16 protein-coding genes, 4 tRNA genes and 3 rRNA genes are annotated in these 19,698 nt (G+C 52.9%); 14 read left to right on the top strand and 9 right to left on the bottom strand.

What is annotated here, in order from left to right; translation table 11 throughout:
* Positions 1–90: 90 nt before the first annotated feature.
* The 5 genes from tsaA to metN form a co-directional block, all read right to left on the bottom strand.
* Positions 91–798 (bottom strand): tRNA (N6-threonylcarbamoyladenosine(37)-N6)-methyltransferase TrmO, encoded by a 708-nt coding sequence (gene tsaA, locus GUC22_RS21900; RefSeq protein ID WP_049088236.1) that lies wholly within the window; start codon positions 796–798, stop codon positions 91–93.
* A complete protein-coding gene (gene rcsF, locus GUC22_RS21895) occupies positions 795–1,202 on the bottom strand; it encodes an Rcs stress response system protein RcsF (protein ID WP_004137968.1) in 408 nt (135 codons plus the stop codon). Before rcsF ends, tsaA begins: the two co-directional genes overlap by 4 nt.
* Positions 1,203–1,310: 108 nt before the next feature.
* Positions 1,311–2,126: a methionine ABC transporter substrate-binding lipoprotein MetQ gene (metQ, locus tag GUC22_RS21890; RefSeq protein ID WP_004137967.1), complete on the bottom strand. Its 816-nt coding sequence runs from the start codon at positions 2,124–2,126 to the stop codon at positions 1,311–1,313.
* A 39-nt stretch (positions 2,127–2,165) separates the two neighbouring features.
* The gene (locus tag GUC22_RS21885; RefSeq protein ID WP_004129148.1) at positions 2,166–2,819 is read right to left on the bottom strand and encodes a methionine ABC transporter permease MetI; all 654 of its coding nucleotides are present in this window, start codon (positions 2,817–2,819) and stop codon (positions 2,166–2,168) included.
* On the bottom strand, positions 2,812–3,843 hold the full coding sequence (gene metN, locus GUC22_RS21880; protein WP_004129149.1) for a methionine ABC transporter ATP-binding protein MetN: 1,032 nt from the start codon (positions 3,841–3,843) through the stop codon (positions 2,812–2,814). Before metN ends, GUC22_RS21885 begins: the two co-directional genes overlap by 8 nt.
* A gap of 188 nt (positions 3,844–4,031) precedes the next feature.
* Between metN and gmhB the strand changes: the two genes are divergently transcribed.
* From gmhB to dkgB, 8 genes are all read left to right on the top strand, one after another.
* The gene (gmhB, locus tag GUC22_RS21875; protein WP_024360366.1) at positions 4,032–4,598 is read left to right on the top strand and encodes a D-glycero-beta-D-manno-heptose 1,7-bisphosphate 7-phosphatase; all 567 of its coding nucleotides are present in this window, start codon (positions 4,032–4,034) and stop codon (positions 4,596–4,598) included.
* 368 nt (positions 4,599–4,966) lie between these two features.
* Positions 4,967–6,506, top strand: a 16S ribosomal RNA gene (locus GUC22_RS21870).
* A 71-nt stretch (positions 6,507–6,577) separates the two neighbouring features.
* Positions 6,578–6,654: transfer RNA gene (locus GUC22_RS21865), tRNA-Ile, on the top strand.
* Between the two features lie 39 nt (positions 6,655–6,693).
* A tRNA-Ala gene (locus GUC22_RS21860) sits at positions 6,694–6,769 on the top strand.
* Positions 6,770–6,948: 179 nt separating this feature from the next.
* Positions 6,949–9,855 (top strand): 23S ribosomal RNA (locus GUC22_RS21855).
* A gap of 67 nt (positions 9,856–9,922) precedes the next feature.
* A 5S ribosomal RNA gene (gene rrf / locus GUC22_RS21850) occupies positions 9,923–10,038 on the top strand.
* The 16S, 23S and 5S rRNA genes sit together here with 3 tRNA genes alongside, the layout of an rRNA operon.
* 55 nt (positions 10,039–10,093) lie before the next feature.
* Positions 10,094–10,170: transfer RNA gene (locus tag GUC22_RS21845), tRNA-Asp, on the top strand.
* 163 nt (positions 10,171–10,333) lie between these two features.
* Positions 10,334–11,137, top strand: coding sequence for a 2,5-didehydrogluconate reductase DkgB (dkgB, locus tag GUC22_RS21840; RefSeq protein ID WP_024359142.1), 804 nt, complete (start codon positions 10,334–10,336; stop codon positions 11,135–11,137).
* A 30-nt stretch (positions 11,138–11,167) separates the two neighbouring features.
* On the opposite strand, the gene yafC is transcribed toward dkgB, so the two are convergent.
* Complete coding sequence (gene yafC, locus GUC22_RS21835; RefSeq protein WP_004133867.1) at positions 11,168–12,070, bottom strand: DNA-binding transcriptional regulator YafC; 903 nt, start codon at positions 12,068–12,070, stop codon at positions 11,168–11,170.
* A gap of 104 nt (positions 12,071–12,174) precedes the next feature.
* Between yafC and GUC22_RS21830 the strand changes: the two genes are divergently transcribed.
* The 3 genes from GUC22_RS21830 to GUC22_RS21820 all read left to right on the top strand — a co-directional run bounded on the left by GUC22_RS21830 (position 12,175) and on the right by GUC22_RS21820 (position 15,121).
* Complete coding sequence (locus GUC22_RS21830) at positions 12,175–13,365, top strand: MFS transporter (RefSeq protein ID WP_004133865.1); 1,191 nt, start codon at positions 12,175–12,177, stop codon at positions 13,363–13,365.
* A gap of 103 nt (positions 13,366–13,468) precedes the next feature.
* Entirely contained in the window at positions 13,469–14,266 is a 798-nt protein-coding gene (locus tag GUC22_RS21825; RefSeq protein ID WP_024359141.1) for an endonuclease/exonuclease/phosphatase family protein, read from the top strand.
* Positions 14,267–14,350: 84 nt separating this feature from the next.
* Complete coding sequence (locus GUC22_RS21820) at positions 14,351–15,121, top strand: class I SAM-dependent methyltransferase (protein ID WP_004133862.1); 771 nt, start codon at positions 14,351–14,353, stop codon at positions 15,119–15,121.
* A gap of 57 nt (positions 15,122–15,178) precedes the next feature.
* Here GUC22_RS21820 and mltD read toward each other — a convergent pair whose 3' ends face one another.
* On the bottom strand, positions 15,179–16,546 hold the full coding sequence (gene mltD / locus GUC22_RS21815) for a murein transglycosylase D (RefSeq protein WP_024359140.1): 1,368 nt from the start codon (positions 16,544–16,546) through the stop codon (positions 15,179–15,181).
* Between the two features lie 71 nt (positions 16,547–16,617).
* Complete coding sequence (gene gloB, locus GUC22_RS21810) at positions 16,618–17,373, bottom strand: hydroxyacylglutathione hydrolase (protein ID WP_024359139.1); 756 nt, start codon at positions 17,371–17,373, stop codon at positions 16,618–16,620.
* Positions 17,374–17,405: 32 nt separating this feature from the next.
* Between gloB and GUC22_RS21805 the strand changes: the two genes are divergently transcribed.
* Entirely contained in the window at positions 17,406–18,128 is a 723-nt protein-coding gene (locus GUC22_RS21805; protein WP_004133856.1) for a class I SAM-dependent methyltransferase, read from the top strand.
* On the opposite strand, the gene rnhA is transcribed toward GUC22_RS21805, so the two are convergent.
* Positions 18,125–18,592 (bottom strand): ribonuclease HI, encoded by a 468-nt coding sequence (gene rnhA / locus GUC22_RS21800; protein ID WP_004129160.1) that lies wholly within the window; start codon positions 18,590–18,592, stop codon positions 18,125–18,127. The two genes, GUC22_RS21805 and rnhA, sit on opposite strands and share 4 nt — an antisense overlap.
* Before the next feature lie 65 nt (positions 18,593–18,657).
* Between rnhA and dnaQ the strand changes: the two genes are divergently transcribed.
* Together dnaQ and GUC22_RS21790 are read left to right on the top strand one after the other, a co-directional pair.
* Positions 18,658–19,389, top strand: coding sequence for a DNA polymerase III subunit epsilon (dnaQ, locus tag GUC22_RS21795; RefSeq protein WP_004133854.1), 732 nt, complete (start codon positions 18,658–18,660; stop codon positions 19,387–19,389).
* Between the two features lie 132 nt (positions 19,390–19,521).
* Positions 19,522–19,598, top strand: a tRNA-Asp gene (locus GUC22_RS21790).
* The last annotated feature ends 100 nt before the right edge of the window (positions 19,599–19,698 follow it).

The following is a 19,698-nucleotide window of genomic DNA, read 5'->3' as shown; positions in this document are numbered from 1 at the left end:
ACGATCGATACAGGCTGGAAGCCAGCCTGACACAAAAAAGTGGTTTAGTTTACCAGTGTGGCAAAGATGCCAAAAGAGAGGAAAATAAAATTAGCGTGGTTCGAGAGAAAAGACTTCAAAACCGGACGAAATCACCCGCCAACGCACGTTAAAATCCAGCAGCCAGACGGCATAGGTCTTACCCGGGTCTTCTTCTTTACGATATGCCGGCCGCGGATCTTGTGCCAGAACTTCGCGAATAAACGCCTTAAGCCGGGGATAGCGCTTTTCCAGAGCGAAAAGCTGGGCTTCGGTTTCTGACGTGAAGCTTACCGCTATTTCCGCCTGCGGCGCCTGCTGAGCGTAGCTCGCGCTGGCTTCCGGCAGCGCTTCGGCAAAGGGCAGGTAAGGTTTGATGTCGACTACCGGCGTACCGTCCACCAGGTCCAGGCTGCCTAACTCAAGAACGACGCGCTCTTTTTGGCAGCAAATACCTTTTAGCTCGACCAGCGACATACCGATTGGATTAGGGCGGAAGGTAGAGCGGGTGGCGAAAACGCCCATCCGCGCGTTGCCGCCGAGGCGGGGAGGGCGTACGGTTGGGCGCCAGCCGCCTTCCATGGTCTGATGAAACACAAACAGGACCCACAAATGGCTGAAGTTTTCCAGGCCGCGTACGGCATCGGCCTGGTTATAGGGAGGCAGAAGATGTAATTCGCCGCCGCCGTTTTTAACCAGCCCAGGCTGGCGGGGGACGGCAAATTTTTCTTTATAGGGCGAGCGAATAACGCCTATCTGCGCAAACTGAAAATCACTCATTGCGCCGTAACGTTAAGCGCTGAACCAAGGCAGACGGCCTGGCGGTAGCAGCCTGGGGTTCCGCTGGTGACTTCGCAGCGGTGCAGCAGCACGGCATTGGCTTTCATTTTTGCAGCGTTAATCTGCATGCGCTTGCGAGCAGTCGGGATATTGGGCGGAGAGTCTTGATTCGAGGCCTGGCAGGATTCACCGGTGACTTCGCCGAGTTCGCGGAAAGGTTTACCCACCAATTCTGTTGCATTGGTATAGATTCTTACCGGGGCCGGACGCGTCGCTTTCGGTTTTGCCGGTTCCGATTTGGCTGGCGGGGTTACGGTGCTTTGTACAGGCTCGACGGGAGATCTGCTTAGCATAGAACAACCGCTTAACATGAGTGCTAACAAACAGACCGGTAAAGCACGCATAGTATTTCCTCAATAAATAATAAAACAGGGCGCTATTGAATCAGGTGCTTGCATAAATGACAAGACGGGCATAAAGCCCGTCCTGAATGATATTACGCTGAGAAAAGATTACCAGCCTTTCACCGCGCCGCCGTTAAAGATTTTGTTAGCCGCTTCGTAAACTTCGTCACTCTGGTAAGCCTGAACAAATTTCTTAACATTTTCCGCATCTTTGTTGTCTTCGCGAGCGACAATCAGGTTCACGTACGGAGACTCTTTACCTTCCACGAAAATACCGTCTTTTGCCGGCGTTAAGCCGATCTGGCTGGCATAGGTGGTATTGATAACCGCCAGAGCGATCTGCGCATCATCCAGGGAGCGCGGCAGCTGCGGGGCTTCCAGCTCAACAATTTTCAGGTTTTTCGTATTTTCAACGATATCCAGCGAGGTTGGCAGCAGACCAACGCCTTCTTTCAGTTTGATCAAGCCAACCTGCTGCAGCAGCAGCAGAGAGCGGCCAAGGTTGGTGGGATCGTTAGGAATCGCGACCTGAGAGCCCGGCTGCAGCTCGTCCAGCGATTTGATTTTTTTCGAATAACCGGCAATTGGGTAAACAAAAGAGTTACCTACGGAAACCAGCTTGTAGCCGCGGTCTTTGATTTGCTGGTCAAGATACGGCTTATGCTGGAAGGCGTTAACGTCGATATCGCCTTTGCTCAGCGCTTCGTTCGGCAGAACGTAGTCGTTGAAGGTCACCAGTTCAACATCAAGGCCGTATTTTTCTTTTGCTACTTTCTGCGCGACTTCCGCAACCTGCTGTTCCGCACCGACGATAACGCCGACTTTAATATGGTTAGGATCTTTTTCGTCCTGACCGCAACCCACCAGAGCCAGAGAACCGATTAACGCGCCGACTGCCGCAAAGGTTTTGAAATTAAAGGCCATGTTATTTCCTTCCTGTAAGATTCTGTATTGTGTGTAATGTTATTTGTGAGTCACAGCCCGGACGATACGATCGCCAGAGAATTGAATTAAGTACACCAGAATAACCAGCAGCACCAGTACGGTATTCATTACCGTTGCATTGTAGCCGATATAACCGTACTGGTAGCCAATCTGTCCGAGACCACCTGCACCCACGGCGCCGCCCATCGCGGAATAGCCGACCAGCGTAATGAGGGTAATGGTTGCCGCGTTCACCAGACCCGGCAGCGCTTCCGGCAGCAGGACCTTACGCACGATCTGCATCGGCGTTGCGCCCATGGCCCGGGACGCTTCGATAAGGCCGGTGGGGATCTCCAGCAGGGCGTTTTCAACCATACGGGCGATAAAGGGCGCTGCGCCGACCGTTAGCGGAACAATGGCCGCCTGCAGGCCGATCGACGTCCCTACAATCACGCGGGTAAAGGGGATCATCCAGACCAGCAGGATAATAAAAGGAATCGAGCGGAAAATATTCACCACCGCCGAAAGCGTACGGTAGAGCTTCGCATTAGCGGCAATTTGCCCCGGACGGGTGACATAAAGCAGGACGCCGACCGGCAGACCAAGAACAAAACCGAAGAAGCCGGAGACGAACGTCATGGCCAGCGTTTCCCATACGCCGCGAACCAGCAGCCAAATCATTGGTTCAGACATATCCCAGTACCTCTACTTTTACATGGTGTTCCTGTAGCCAGGCGATCGCGGCCTGGGTATCTTCCTGCGTGCCGTGCATCTCGGTCAGCATAATGCCGAACTTCACGCCGCCCGCGTAATCCATCTGCGCGCTAATAATGTTGTTGTTTACATTAAAGCGACGGGCAGTTTCAGAAAGCAGCGGGGCATCAACGGAGTGACCCGTGAACTCCATGCGCAGCATGGGCACGCTATCGGGAAGAGCCTCAGACTTCAGACGCGCCTGATAATCATCCGGGATATCCAGGTGTAGCGTTGACTGAATAAACTGTTGCGCCAGCGGAGTTTTGGGGTGAGAAAAGACCTCGCTCACCGTATCCTGTTCAATCAATTGGCCGTTGCTGATCACGGCAACGCAATCACAGATGCGTTTGACGACATCCATTTCGTGGGTAATCAGCAAAATCGTCAGGCCCAGACGACGGTTGATATCCTTCAGCAGCTCCAGAATCGAGCGCGTGGTAGCCGGATCCAGGGCGCTGGTGGCTTCGTCGCAGAGCAGGACTTTTGGGTTGCTCGCCAGCGCACGGGCGATGGCGACGCGCTGTTTTTGACCGCCGGAAAGGTTTGCCGGATAGCTATCGTGCTTATCCCCCAGGCCGACGAGATCGAGCAGCTCGGTAACCCGGCGTTTGATTTCTTCCTTCGGGGTATTGTCGAGTTCCAGCGGCAACGCCACATTACCGAATACGGTACGTGAGGCAAGCAGGTTAAAGTGCTGGAAGATCATGCCGATCTGGCGACGAGCGCGAGTCAGCTCTTTTTCGGACAGCGCCGTTAGCTCCTGGCCGCCCACCTGTACGCTGCCCTGAGTTGGACGTTCGAGCAGGTTAACGCAGCGGATTAGTGTACTTTTACCCGCGCCGGAAGCGCCGATGACGCCATAAATTTGCCCGGCGGGGACATGCAGGCTGACATCGTTCAGCGCCTGTATGCTGCGATTTCCCTGCTGGAACACTTTGGTAATCTTCGAAAGTTTAATCATCAGTTATTTATTATCGTTTAGCCGTTTGCCGTGGCATTTTCTTCTGCCGTGTCCAGGCGATGCCTGTCAATGAAATGGATGTTAAGGCATCCAGACGTCTAAATCAATCTGACTCTGTATAATGAGCACTTTCTTGCGTCGGGAAACATGCGATACTACGCGCATTAGCCTTTATCAGGAGCAAACCGGTGGCAATGTCAGTACCCGCAATTTTTCTTGACCGTGATGGCACGATTAATGTCGATCACGGATACGTCCATGAAATCGACAACTTTGAATTTATCGATGGTGTCATTGATGCAATGCGTCAATTAAAGGAGATGGGCTACGCGCTGGTGGTGGTGACCAACCAGTCCGGTATCGCCCGCGGTAAGTTTACTGAAGAGCAGTTTGAAACGCTGACCGAGTGGATGGACTGGTCGCTGGCCGATCGCGGCGTTGATCTGGATGGCATCTATTATTGTCCGCACCACCCGCAGGGAACCGTCGAAGAGTTTCGCCAGACCTGCGACTGCCGTAAGCCGCATCCGGGTATGCTGATCTCGGCGCGTGACTATCTGCATATTGATATGGCTGCTTCCTATATGGTCGGCGATAAAGTCGAAGATATGCAGGCAGCTCTGGCGGCCAATGTCGGCACGAAAGTATTAGTGCGTACCGGCAAGCCAGTCACTCCAGAAGCGGAAAGCGCCGCTGATTGGGTGCTTAATAGCCTGGCTGACCTGCCGGATGCTATCAAAAAGCAGCAAAAATAAGCGTTATGTATAAAAGATGAGCGGTTGAAATAAAATTGTATTTTACCGCTTGTCAGCGCCGAATAACTCCCTATAATGCGCTCCCACTGACACGGCAGATGTGAATCACTTCACAAACAACCCGGTCGGTTGAAGAGAAAAAATCCTGAAATAACGGGTTGACTCTGAAAGAGGAAAGCGTAATATACGCCACCTCGCAACGGTGAGCGAAAGCCGCGTTGCACTGCTCTTTAACAATTTATCAGACAATCTGTGTGGGCACTCAAAGTGACATGGATTCTTAACGTCTTCGGACGAAAAATGAATACCAAGTCTCTGAGTGAACATACGTAATTCATTACGAAGTTTAATTCACGAGCATCAAACTTAAATTGAAGAGTTTGATCATGGCTCAGATTGAACGCTGGCGGCAGGCCTAACACATGCAAGTCGAACGGTAGCACAGAGAGCTTGCTCTCGGGTGACGAGTGGCGGACGGGTGAGTAATGTCTGGGAAACTGCCTGATGGAGGGGGATAACTACTGGAAACGGTAGCTAATACCGCATAACGTCGCAAGACCAAAGAGGGGGACCTTCGGGCCTCTTGCCATCAGATGTGCCCAGATGGGATTAGCTAGTAGGTGGGGTAACGGCTCACCTAGGCGACGATCCCTAGCTGGTCTGAGAGGATGACCAGCCACACTGGAACTGAGACACGGTCCAGACTCCTACGGGAGGCAGCAGTGGGGAATATTGCACAATGGGCGCAAGCCTGATGCAGCCATGCCGCGTGTATGAAGAAGGCCTTCGGGTTGTAAAGTACTTTCAGCGGGGAGGAAGGCGATAAGGTTAATAACCTTGTCGATTGACGTTACCCGCAGAAGAAGCACCGGCTAACTCCGTGCCAGCAGCCGCGGTAATACGGAGGGTGCAAGCGTTAATCGGAATTACTGGGCGTAAAGCGCACGCAGGCGGTCTGTCAAGTCGGATGTGAAATCCCCGGGCTCAACCTGGGAACTGCATTCGAAACTGGCAGGCTGGAGTCTTGTAGAGGGGGGTAGAATTCCAGGTGTAGCGGTGAAATGCGTAGAGATCTGGAGGAATACCGGTGGCGAAGGCGGCCCCCTGGACAAAGACTGACGCTCAGGTGCGAAAGCGTGGGGAGCAAACAGGATTAGATACCCTGGTAGTCCACGCTGTAAACGATGTCGACTTGGAGGTTGTTCCCTTGAGGAGTGGCTTCCGGAGCTAACGCGTTAAGTCGACCGCCTGGGGAGTACGGCCGCAAGGTTAAAACTCAAATGAATTGACGGGGGCCCGCACAAGCGGTGGAGCATGTGGTTTAATTCGATGCAACGCGAAGAACCTTACCTACTCTTGACATCCAGAGAACTTAGCAGAGATGCTTTGGTGCCTTCGGGAACTCTGAGACAGGTGCTGCATGGCTGTCGTCAGCTCGTGTTGTGAAATGTTGGGTTAAGTCCCGCAACGAGCGCAACCCTTATCCTTTGTTGCCAGCGATTCGGTCGGGAACTCAAAGGAGACTGCCAGTGATAAACTGGAGGAAGGTGGGGATGACGTCAAGTCATCATGGCCCTTACGAGTAGGGCTACACACGTGCTACAATGGCATATACAAAGAGAAGCGACCTCGCGAGAGCAAGCGGACCTCATAAAGTATGTCGTAGTCCGGATTGGAGTCTGCAACTCGACTCCATGAAGTCGGAATCGCTAGTAATCGTGGATCAGAATGCCACGGTGAATACGTTCCCGGGCCTTGTACACACCGCCCGTCACACCATGGGAGTGGGTTGCAAAAGAAGTAGGTAGCTTAACCTTCGGGAGGGCGCTTACCACTTTGTGATTCATGACTGGGGTGAAGTCGTAACAAGGTAACCGTAGGGGAACCTGCGGTTGGATCACCTCCTTACCTGAAAGAACCTGCCTTTGTAGTGCTCACACAGATTGTCTGATGAAAAATAAGCAGTAAAAAATCTCTGCAGGCTTGTAGCTCAGGTGGTTAGAGCGCACCCCTGATAAGGGTGAGGTCGGTGGTTCAAGTCCACTCAGGCCTACCAAATTCATCACGGTGAATTTGAAGAGGTTTTAACTACGATGGGGCTATAGCTCAGCTGGGAGAGCGCCTGCTTTGCACGCAGGAGGTCTGCGGTTCGATCCCGCATAGCTCCACCATCTTTTACTGCACACCACAAGAAAACTTCAGAGTGTACCTGAAAAGGTTCACTGCGAAGTTTTGCTCTTTAAAAATCTGGATCAAGCTGAAAATTGAAACGACACACAGCTAATGTGTGTTCGAGTCTCTCAAATTTTCGCGACACGACGATGTTTTACGAAACATCTTCGGGTTGTGAGGTTAAGCGACTAAGCGTACACGGTGGATGCCCTGGCAGTCAGAGGCGATGAAGGACGTGCTAATCTGCGAAAAGCGTCGGTAAGGTGATATGAACCGTTATAGCCGGCGATGTCCGAATGGGGAAACCCAGTGCAATTCGTTGCACTATCGTTTGATGAATACATAGTCAAACGAGGCGAACCGGGGGAACTGAAACATCTAAGTACCCCGAGGAAAAGAAATCAACCGAGATTCCCCCAGTAGCGGCGAGCGAACGGGGAGCAGCCCGGAGTCTGAATCAGCTTGTGTGTTAGTGGAAGCGTCTGGAAAGTCGCAGGGTACAGGGTGATACTCCCGTACACTAAAACGCACAGGCTGTGAACTCGAAGAGTAGGGCGGGACACGTGGTATCCTGTCTGAATATGGGGGGACCATCCTCCAAGGCTAAATACTCCTGACTGACCGATAGTGAACCAGTACCGTGAGGGAAAGGCGAAAAGAACCCCGGCGAGGGGAGTGAAAAAGAACCTGAAACCGTGTACGTACAAGCAGTAGGAGCCTCTTTATGGGGTGACTGCGTACCTTTTGTATAATGGGTCAGCGACTTATATTCTGTAGCAAGGTTAACCGTATAGGGGAGCCGCAGGGAAACCGAGTCTTAACTGGGCGTTAAGTTGCAGGGTATAGACCCGAAACCCGGTGATCTAGCCATGGGCAGGTTGAAGGTTGGGTAACACTAACTGGAGGACCGAACCGACTAATGTTGAAAAATTAGCGGATGACTTGTGGCTGGGGGTGAAAGGCCAATCAAACCGGGAGATAGCTGGTTCTCCCCGAAAGCTATTTAGGTAGCGCCTCGTGAACTCATCTTCGGGGGTAGAGCACTGTTTCGGCTAGGGGGTCATCCCGACTTACCAACCCGATGCAAACTACGAATACCGAAGAATGTTATCACGGGAGACACACGGCGGGTGCTAACGTCCGTCGTGAAGAGGGAAACAACCCAGACCGCCAGCTAAGGTCCCAAAGTCATGGTTAAGTGGGAAACGATGTGGGAAGGCCCAGACAGCCAGGATGTTGGCTTAGAAGCAGCCATCATTTAAAGAAAGCGTAATAGCTCACTGGTCGAGTCGGCCTGCGCGGAAGATGTAACGGGGCTAAACCATGCACCGAAGCTGCGGCAGCGACACTATGTGTTGTTGGGTAGGGGAGCGTTCTGTAAGCCGTTGAAGGTGGCCTGTGAGGGTTGCTGGAGGTATCAGAAGTGCGAATGCTGACATAAGTAACGATAATGCGGGTGAAAAACCCGCACGCCGGAAGACCAAGGGTTCCTGTCCAACGTTAATCGGGGCAGGGTGAGTCGACCCCTAAGGCGAGGCCGAAAGGCGTAGTCGATGGGAAACAGGTTAATATTCCTGTACTCGGTGTTACTGCGAAGGGGGGACGGAGAAGGCTATGTTGGCCGGGCGACGGTTGTCCCGGTTTAAGCATGTAGGCGGATGTTCCAGGTAAATCCGGAACGTTATTAACGCTGAGGTGTGATGACGAGGCACTACGGTGCTGAAGTGACAAATGCCCTGCTTCCAGGAAAAGCCTCTAAGCATCAGGTAACATCAAATCGTACCCCAAACCGACACAGGTGGTCAGGTAGAGAATACCAAGGCGCTTGAGAGAACTCGGGTGAAGGAACTAGGCAAAATGGTGCCGTAACTTCGGGAGAAGGCACGCTGATATGTAGGTGAAGTGGTTTACCCATGGAGCTGAAATCAGTCGAAGATACCAGCTGGCTGCAACTGTTTATTAAAAACACAGCACTGTGCAAACACGAAAGTGGACGTATACGGTGTGACGCCTGCCCGGTGCCGGAAGGTTAATTGATGGGGTTATCCGTAAGGAGAAGCTCTTGATCGAAGCCCCGGTAAACGGCGGCCGTAACTATAACGGTCCTAAGGTAGCGAAATTCCTTGTCGGGTAAGTTCCGACCTGCACGAATGGCGTAATGATGGCCAGGCTGTCTCCACCCGAGACTCAGTGAAATTGAACTCGCTGTGAAGATGCAGTGTACCCGCGGCAAGACGGAAAGACCCCGTGAACCTTTACTATAGCTTGACACTGAACACTGGTCCTTGATGTGTAGGATAGGTGGGAGGCTTTGAAGCGTGGACGCCAGTCTGCGTGGAGCCATCCTTGAAATACCACCCTTTAATGGCTGGTGTTCTAACGTGGGCCCCTAATCGGGGTTGCGGACAGTGTCTGGTGGGTAGTTTGACTGGGGCGGTCTCCTCCTAAAGAGTAACGGAGGAGCACGAAGGTCAGCTAATCCTGGTCGGACATCAGGAGGTTAGTGCAATGGCATAAGCTGGCTTGACTGCGAGCGTGACGGCGCGAGCAGGTGCGAAAGCAGGTCATAGTGATCCGGTGGTTCTGAATGGAAGGGCCATCGCTCAACGGATAAAAGGTACTCCGGGGATAACAGGCTGATACCGCCCAAGAGTTCATATCGACGGCGGTGTTTGGCACCTCGATGTCGGCTCATCACATCCTGGGGCTGAAGTAGGTCCCAAGGGTATGGCTGTTCGCCATTTAAAGTGGTACGCGAGCTGGGTTTAGAACGTCGTGAGACAGTTCGGTCCCTATCTGCCGTGGGCGCTGGAGAATTGAGGGGGGCTGCTCCTAGTACGAGAGGACCGGAGTGGACGCATCACTGGTGTTCGGGTTGTCATGCCAATGGCATTGCCCGGTAGCTAAATGCGGAAGAGATAAGTGCTGAAAGCATCTAAGCACGAAACTTGCCCCGAGATGAGTTCTCCCTGACTCCTTGAGAGTCCTGAAGGAACGTTGAAGACGACGACGTTGATAGGCCGGGTGTGTAAGCGCAGCGATGCGTTGAGCTAACCGGTACTAATGAACCGTGAGGCTTAACCTTACAACGCCGAAGATGTTTTGGCGGATTTGAGAGAAGATTTTCAGCCTGATACAGATAACAGAATTTGCCTGGCGGCAACAGCGCGGTGGTCCCACCTGACCCCATGCCGAACTCAGAAGTGAAACGCCGTAGCGCCGATGGTAGTGTGGGGTCTCCCCATGTGAGAGTAGGGAACTGCCAGGCATCAAATTAAGTAGTAAGCCGGTGCATTAATCCGGTGGTTACAGAAGTATTCGGTGGAGCGGTAGTTCAGTCGGTTAGAATACCTGCCTGTCACGCAGGGGGTCGCGGGTTCGAGTCCCGTCCGTTCCGCCACTTATTAAAAGCCCTGAGCATTTGCTCAGGGCTTTTTCTTTACCTGTTGTTTAATTATTGCTGTTTTAGCAAAAATCCTCTGCATTTAGCGCTCTTTTTCTCAATCTTCTCGTTGGTCATAATTGTCCTCGTTAACCGATATGAATGAAGAAAGAGGAAAATCATGACAATCCCTGTATTTGGTCTTGGGACCTTCCGTCTGAAAGATGACGTGGTTATTACATCTGTAAAAACGGCGCTTGAACTGGGCTATCGCACCATTGATACCGCGCAAATCTATGATAATGAAGCTGCTGTGGGTCAGGCGATTGCAGAAAGCGGCGTTGCGCGCAATGAACTGTTCATCACCACCAAGATCTGGATTGAAAATCTCAACAAAGAGAAGCTGATCGCCAGCCTGAAAGAGAGCCTGCAGAAGCTGCGTACTGACTATGTCGACCTGACGTTAATCCACTGGCCGTCGCCAAATGATGCCGTTGCGGTTGAAGAGTTTATGGCCGCGCTGCTGGAAGCGAAAAAACAGGGGCTGACCCGTCAGATTGGTATCTCTAACTTCACTATTCCGCTGATGGAGCGCGCAATTGCTGCCGTTGGCGCGGAGAACATCGCGACCAACCAGATTGAACTCTCTCCGTATCTGCAGAACCGTAAAGTGGTTAATTGGGCACGTGAACACGGTATCCATATCACCTCTTACATGACGCTGGCCTACGGTAAGGCGCTGAAAGATGAAGCGATCGCACGTATCGCGGCGAAACACGATGCCACGCCGGCGCAGGTTATCCTGGCCTGGGCAATGGGCGAAGGTTATGCGGTAATCCCGTCTTCGACTAAGCGCGAAAACCTGGCAAGCAATCTCAAAGCTCAGGATCTGCAGCTGGATGAAGACGATCGCCAGGCGATCGCCGCGCTGGACAGCAACGATCGTCTGGTTAGCCCGGACGGTCTGGCGCCTGAATGGGACTAATTTAATCCCCATCTGTACTCTACAACCCTGTTACAGCTCCTTCGGGAGCTGTTTTACATGCTCGCTAAGAAAGTCGATAAAGGCTCTGATCCGCGTGCTTACGGCCCTGTCGCTGTAGTAAACCGCGCTAAACGGCATTTCAATCGGCAGTCGTTTGTCAGCCAGCAGCTCGACAAACGCCCCTTCAGCAATCTCCTTATCCACCATATAGTCCGACAGACAGGCGATTCCGTTACCGGCCAGGCACAGCTGCTTAAGCGTTTCTCCGCTATTGGAAGATATCTCGCTTTCGATTTCCAGGAGCTGACCATCACAGCAGGAGATTGGCCATGTATTCAATGAAACGGGTTCGCTAAAGCCCAGACACTGATGATGTTTTAGCTCAGCGACGCTTTGCGGCGTTCCATGGCGAGCAAGATAGTCCGGTGAAGCGATAATTTTGCGGTAGCTATTGAACAATGGCCTGGCGCGCAGGCTGGAGTCGGTCAGCGTACCGGCGCGGATCGCGACGTCGACTTTCCGCTCGATCAGATTGATAAAGGTTTCTGACGAAACCAGCGTAAGGTTCATCTCCGGGTAGCGCTCGCGGAAGGGTCTTATCAAAGGCATCAGAAAATGCAGTATCACCGGCGTTGCGGCGTCAACCCGTAACAGACCTCTTGGCGTCGTACGGCTCTCCAGAAGCTCATTCTCGGCAGCGGCCATCTCCTGAAGCACAACCTGCATGCGACGGAAATAACGCTCTCCCTCTTCAGTCAGGCTTAGCTGACGGGTCGTACGATTAAGCAGGCTCACGCCGAGCTTTGATTCCAGCTTTTTCACCGCCCGGCTGACGGCGGAATTAGCCTGACCTAGCTGTTCGGCTGCGCGACTAAAGCTGCCGCTTTCAACCACGGCGACAAAAATGGCGATTTCTTCTGAGGTAGCTCTCATTATTGCACCTGTGGCAAAATTCTATTGATACTTTGGCTATTTTTGTTATTAAAACATCTCTTCATACTACGTGTCATCTTAATCATGTTGATACGGAGTACATTATGCCGCTGGCGCTACTGGCCTTAACTATCGGTGCCTTTGCTATTGGCACGACCGAATTTGTCATCGTGGGCCTGGTGCCCACTATCGCAGAACAACTTGCTATTTCGCTCCCCTCTGCGGGGCTGCTGGTTTCGATCTATGCACTCGGCGTGGCGATTGGCGCCCCGGTACTCACCGCGCTGACCGGGCGGATGCCGCGTAAACAACTGCTGCTCGCGTTAATGGCGCTGTTTACCGCCGGTAACCTGCTGGCCTGGCAGGCGCCGGGCTATGAAACTCTGGTTCTGGCACGCCTGTTAACGGGGCTGGCGCACGGGGTTTTCTTTTCGATCGGATCGACAATTGCGACCAGCCTGGTCCCGAAAGAGAAAGCGGCTTCGGCGATTGCGATTATGTTTGGCGGTCTGACTGTTGCGCTGGTGACCGGGGTGCCATTAGGCACCTTTATCGGCCAACATTTTGGCTGGCGTGAGACGTTCCTCGCCGTGTCGATCCTTGGCGTCATTGCGTTAATGAGCAGCCTTATTCTGGTGCCGAATAACATTCCTGGCCGCGTCAGCGCGGGATTGCGCGCCCAGCTGCAGGTTCTGACCCATCCTCGTTTGCTGATTATCTACGCCATTACTGCTTTAGGATATGGCGGCGTATTTACCGCTTTTACCTTCCTGGCGCCGATGATGCAGGATCTTGCCGGATTTAGCCCAGCGGCCGTTAGCTGGATCCTCCTCGGCTACGGTGTATCTGTGGCGGTGGGCAACGTATGGGGCGGAAGGCTGGCGGATAAACACGGCGCCGTGCCCGCGCTGAAGCTGATTTTTGCCGCGTTAGTTGCTTTACTTCTGATCTTTCAATTTACGGCCAGTTTGCAGTATGCGGCGCTGGCGACGGTATTGGTGATGGGCATCTTTGCTTTTGGTAACGTTCCGGGCCTGCAGGTGTACGTGGTGCAGAAAGCGGAGCAGTATACCCCTGGCGCGGTTGACGTTGCCTCTGGCCTGAATATTGCCGCCTTTAATATCGGGATTGCCTTAGGATCGGTGATTGGCGGTCAGACGGTAGAGCATTATGGTCTGGCTCAGACGCCGTGGATTGGCGCGTTAATTGTTCTGGTCGCACTGTTACTGGTGGTTCTCAGCGGTCGGCTCGATAGGCCTCGGCGCCGTACTACGGCTCTTTCCGTAGAAGGATAAAGGTTTCTGGCAAATTGCATTGAAAGTGTATACAAAAATCCCTATAACAGAAGAACCAGCCGCAGTCGGGCTGGTTTCCTGTTATCGAGGTTTGATGCCTAAATTGCGAAAGAATACCTATGCCATGCGCTATGTCGCCGGACAACCCGCGGAGAGAATCTTACCTCCGGGGTCGTTTGCTGGCATGACTCCGGCTTTTCCGGCCGGGGTACCGTTAAGCTCGGATGAGAAAATCCGCGTGCTTGTGTGGAACATCTTCAAGCAACAGCGCGCCGAGTGGAAATCCGTGCTTAATAATTTCGGTAAAGATGCTCACCTGGTGTTATTGCAGGAAGCGCAAACCACGCCTGAGTTAGTGAAATTCGCCACCTCCAACTATCTGGCCGCGGACCAGGTTCCGGCTCTGGTGCTCCCGCAGCATCCTTCCGGGGTCATGACGTTAGCTTCCGCGCACCCCATTTACTGCTGCCCTCTGCGCGAACGCGAGCCTATCCTGCGGCTGGCAAAGTCAGCGTTGGTCACCGTTTACCCGTTACCGGATTCCCGTCTGCTGATGGTGGTGAATATCCACGCGGTCAATTTTAGTCTTGGCGTTGATGTCTACAGCAAACAGCTGCTGCCGATTGGCGACCAGATTGCCCATCACAGCGGGCCGGTGATAATGGCGGGCGACTTTAACGCCTGGAGCCGTCCGCGAATGAACGCTTTGTATCGCTTTGCGCGTGAAATGTCGCTGCGCGAAGTCCGCTTCTCTGACGATCAGCGCCGTCGCACTTTTGGTCGTCCGCTTGATTTTGTGTTTTATCGGGGGTTAAGCGTGCACGACGCTTCCGTGCTGGTGACCCGCGCCTCCGATCACAACCCTCTACTAGTCGAATTCAGTCCCGGCAAGCCTGATTAATTAAGGTATGTCAGGCCTGCCATGGGGCAGGCCTGCGTATGCATGGTGCTGCCTTTATTACTCAAACTACCGAAGGACAATGCAATGACAACACGCTCTCATCATGACAACGTCGAAAAACAGTTTGGCTCACAGGCCAGCGCCTACCTGACCAGCGCCGTACACGCTTCCGGGCGGGATTTACAGCGCCTGGCCGAACGGCTGGCGGACTTCCCGCAGGCCCACGTGCTGGATATGGGATGCGGCGCCGGACACGCCAGCTTTGCGGCGGCAGGGCAGGTTGCCCAGGTGACGGCATATGATTTATCCAGCCAGATGCTGGACGTGGTGGCTCAGGCCGCAAGGGATAAAGGTTTCACCAATATCGCCACTCAGCAGGGCTACGCTGAATCATTGCCTTTCGCTGATGCCAGCTTTGATGTGGCGATCAGCCGTTATTCTGCGCATCACTGGCACGACGTCGGCCAGGCATTGCGCGAAGTGAAGCGGGTGCTGAAGCCGGGTGGGGTGATGATTATTATGGATGTGATGTCGCCCGGTCACCCTGTTCGCGACGTCTGGCTGCAAACCGTTGAAGCCCTGCGCGATACTTCCCATGTCCGCAACTACTCCAGCGGCGAGTGGCTGGCAATGGCGAGCGAGGCCGGTTTGGTGATAAATCATCTGCTGACCGATCGCTTGCCTCTGGAGTTCAGCTCATGGGTCGCGCGGATGCGGACGCCTGCGGCGCTGACGGAGGCGATTCGTTTATACCAGGACAGCGCATCAGCGGAGGTTAAGGCCTATTTTGCCTTGCAGCAGGACGGTTCGTTCACCAGCGATACGATTATGTTTGAGGCCCATAAGGCAATCTAACCCAGAGATAAAACAAAAGGCACCGCGAGGGTGCCTTTTTTAATGCCTGCTGAATCATCAGGATTCTGGTCTGTCGCTGTTCTTCACATACAGCGTTAGCTGATCGCCGGGCTTGAGGTTGCCGGTATCGCTATTCCAGCGCATCACATCGCGGATGTTCACGCCATGACGTTTCGCAATGCTCGACAGAGAGTCGCCTTTACGTACGCGATAGGTAATGCTATCGCTATTGTTCGCCAGACGTTCCGCGCTGCTGCCTGCGCCAATCACCAGATTCTGCCCCACTTTCAGGCCAGAGCCGCGAATGCCGTTCCACTGCTGCAGATCTTTCGCTGATACCCCGAGACGCGATGCAATGCCGGAAAGGGTATCACCGGAGCGCACCTGGTAGCTGCGGCTGGTCAACGGTCTGTTATCTGCAAGCTGAGTCGGCTGTACGGCGGCAATATCGCCAGAGGCCAAAGATTCACGCAGCTGCGCCGCGTGCTTCTGCGGAACCAGGACGTAATTGGGGCCGTTTGCACCCAGAGTCGACCCCTTCACGCCGGCGTTGAACGTTTTCAGCTTGCTGACAGGCATTCCTGCCATATCCGCCAGTTGTGAAATCTCAACCGGACTGTCGAGGCGTACACGCGCCAGGGCTCGGCTTTCGTCTGCCGTCGGCAGCCTTACGCCATACCGCTTGCTGTTCTTGAGTATATCGCTCAGGGCCAGCATTTTTGGTACGTATATTTTGGTTTCCTGCGGTAATGACAGCGACCAGAAATCGGTGGGTTTACCCCGTGATTTGTTCGCTTTGATAGCCTTCATTACCCGGCCTTCGCCGCTGTTATACGCCGCGACGGTTAACAACCAGTCGCCGTCGAACATTTTGTTCAGACGTTGCATCATGTTTAACGCTGCCGTAGTTGAGGCAACGATGTCACGACGCGCATCGTAACTGCGGGTCTGTTTCAAACCATAATTGCGCCCGGTGCTCGGAATGATCTGCCAGATGCCTGCGGCATTGGCGCCAGACGTTGCGTGCGGGTCAAAAGCGCTCTCCACTATGGGTAGTAATACCAGTTCCATTGGCATGTTACGTTTCTTAACTTGCCCGGCTATCCAGTACATATACGGCTCTGCCCGTAAAGTTACATCGTGGAGATAGCTCTTATTTCTTAAGTACTTCTGTTTTTGTTCGCGAATCCGGACATTTTCCGGAATTCCCATCTTTAGCTCGTCGCCTATCGAAGTCCACAGATCCTGGTCTTGCGCGTAGAAGGTTCCATCATCTAACCAGCGCGCTCGACTTGTGAACTTGCTTGCTTCCCCTTGACTCGCTGCAGAAAGGCTCTGTGCGTGCTGTTGTACGGTGCCATCGTTCTTAGACGCCTGGCACCCCACCAGCAGGACAGAGGCGAGTAAAATCGCTCGTGCCTTCATGTGTGTGTCAATAGTTGCTTAAAAGACGAGCAAGGATAACGGTGAAGTCGGCTGAAGACAAGAATTAAATATCAGAAGTCGTCTTTCTTTGACCTTAACCATGCAAATCGCTGAGCAGAGTGTTGCAAATTTGTTTCTTTGCTAATTTCCTTAATTAAATCATCATCATCTGTGCGAAGAAATAAATTTATACGACGCTCATTTTTCAGAATTACGGGGAGTGTTTTTTGGTTTTTTGCACGTAACTCATTAACTTTGTGATAATAATCATTTATATCCCTATCATGGGGAAGGATGCTCATTGCAAACTTCATATTTGCTAATGTGTACTCATGTGCGCAACATATTAAGGTTTCGTCAGGGAGGGCGTTAATCTTCTTAAATGATTGATACATCTGCTCTGCAGTCCCTTCGAACAGTCTGCCGCAGCCGCCGGAAAACATTGTGTCGCCACAAAATAGATAAGGTGCGCTGAAGAAACAGATGTGTCCTAAAGTGTGACCTGGCGTGGCAAAAATAGAAAATTCGCGGCCCAAAACAGAGATGCTTTCTCCGTCCTTGACGATGTGGGTTGTGCCCTTATCCTGGGTTTCTGCCGGTCCGTAAACCGCTATGGCCGGAAATTTTTCCCGCAGTTTTTTTACGCCGCCAACGTGGTCGTGGTGATGATGCGTCAACAGGATAGCTTCCGGCTGCCAGCGATTTTGTTCAATGGCGGCGAGTACCGGATCGGCTTCTCCCGGGTCGACTATCAGGCAGCGCCCGCTATCTTCACTAAGAACCCAGATGTAGTTGTCCTGAAATGCGGGAATACTGATAAGATTCATAAATTACCTCTAATGCGTAGCGGAAGGTTGCGATGAAGCCGGCAAGGATACCTCAAACAGTTACAGCGCCAGAGCACTGGTCCAGCATGCCGTGGGGCGAATACTACCGCGAGTCGCTGGAACGGCAGATGAAGCCCTGGCTCGCTAAATTATATGGCTTTCATTTACTTAAGATTGGCAATCTGAGCGCGGAAATCAATACTGAATCCTGTGCGATTTCCCATCAGGTGAATGTCTCTTTACAAGGAAATCCGGTGCAGGTAAAGGCCGATCCGCTGCATTTGCCTTTTGCCGAGAAGTCGGTCGATGCCTGCCTGCTGGCGCATACCTTACCGTGGTGCAGCGATCCGCATCGACTGCTGCGGGAAGCGGATAGAGTGCTGATCGACGATGGCTGGATAATTTTAACCAGTTTTAACCCCATGAGCCTGATGGGTTTACGTAAGCTGGTGCCGGTATTACGCAATAAGCCCCCCTATAACAGCCGCATGTTCACCTTAACGCGTCAGATGGATTGGCTGGGGTTGCTTAATTTTGAAGTTATGCATTATGGGGGCTATCAGGTCCTTCCCTGGTCGCGCCACGGGGGGAAAATGCTCAGTACGCATCTCCCGGCGTTGGGATGTCTGCAGCTGATCATTGCCCGTAAACGCACTATCCCGTTGACGCTAAACCCGATGAAATCGGGCAAAGCAAAAAAACGGATACCGCAGGCGGTAGGCGCCACGCGTCAGTGGCGCAAGGGGCAGAATTAGCTTTCCGCCTGATAACCGATGTCGTCCCGGGTTGGGTTAGATGCCGCCGCGCGCGCCAGTTCGTCGCAGCGTTCGTTTTCCGGATGCCCGGCGTGGCCTTTAACCCATTCCCATTTGATCTTGTGTTGACCCAGCGCGGCGTCCAGGCGCTGCCAGAGATCGACATTTTTTACCGGTTTCTTGTCCGCCGTCTTCCAGCCGCGTTTTTTCCAGTTGTGGATCCACTGCGTAATCCCCTGACGCACGTACTGGCTGTCGGTACTGAGGATCACTTCACAATGTTCTTTCAGCGCTTCCAGGGCGACGATGGCGGCCATCATCTCCATGCGGTTGTTCGTCGTAAGGTTAAAGCCTTCGCTAAAAGTTTTTTCTTTCCCGCGATAGCGTAAAATCGCACCGTAGCCGCCGGGGCCTGGATTTCCCAGGCAAGAACCATCGGTGAAAATTTCTACCTGTTTGAGCATCTCTGGTAGACTTCCTGTAATTGAAATCGATACGTAAAACGGTAAGTCTGACATAAATGACCGCTATGAGCACTGCAATTACGCGACAGATCGTTCTCGATACCGAAACCACCGGTATGAATCAGATTGGTGCGCACTATGAAGGGCACAAGATAATTGAAATCGGTGCGGTGGAGGTGATCAACCGCCGCCTGACCGGAAACAACTTCCACGTCTATTTAAAGCCGGACCGGCTGGTGGATCCTGAAGCGTTTGGCGTTCACGGCATTGCGGACGAATTCCTGATGGATAAGCCCGCGTTTGGCGATGTGGTCGATGAGTTCATCGACTATATCCGCGGCGCGGAGCTGGTCATCCATAACGCATCGTTTGATATCGGCTTTATGGATTATGAATTTGCGAAGCTGAATCGCGGAATTCCGAAGACGGATACCTTCTGTAAGGTGACCGACAGCCTGGCCCTGGCGCGTAAAATGTTCCCGGGCAAGCGTAACAGCCTTGATGCCCTCTGTTCACGTTATGAAATAGACAACAGCAAGCGAACGCTGCACGGCGCGTTGCTCGATGCCCAGATTCTGGCTGACGTCTATCTGATGATGACCGGCGGCCAGACGACGATGGCTTTCTCAATGGAAGGGGAAGGTCAGCAGCAGGCCGGAGAAATGGGCATTCAACGCGTTGTTCGCGCTGCCAGCAAATTACGGGTGGTTTATGCCTCCGATGAAGAGTTGATGAACCATGAATCGCGGCTCGATCTGGTGCAAAAGAAAGGCGGAAGCTGCCTGTGGCGCGCCTGATTTACCCGTAAACGCGCTAAAAATAGCCTGATGGGCGATTTTTGCAGCAAGCGATTCAAAAATGAAGAAAAAGCGTTGACGGGGTAGAGGGGAATCCGTAATATTCGCCTCGTTCCCAAGGGAACAGTAAGTGGAGCGGTAGTTCAGTCGGTTAGAATACCTGCCTGTCACGCAGGGGGTCGCGGGTTCGAGTCCCGTCCGTTCCGCCACTATTCAGAAAGCCTGAATCAGCAATGATTCAGGCTTTCGTCGTTCTGGCCCGTGCCGTTTCCTGAGCCAGGCCTTCACACACGCTTCTATCCTCTCGAT

This window comes from Klebsiella sp. MPUS7 (assembly GCF_009905335.1).
GTDB lineage: Bacteria > Pseudomonadota > Gammaproteobacteria > Enterobacterales > Enterobacteriaceae > Klebsiella > Klebsiella grimontii.
Note: the sequence above shows the minus strand (reverse complement) of the source record. Positions and strands in the feature narration are given on the sequence as shown.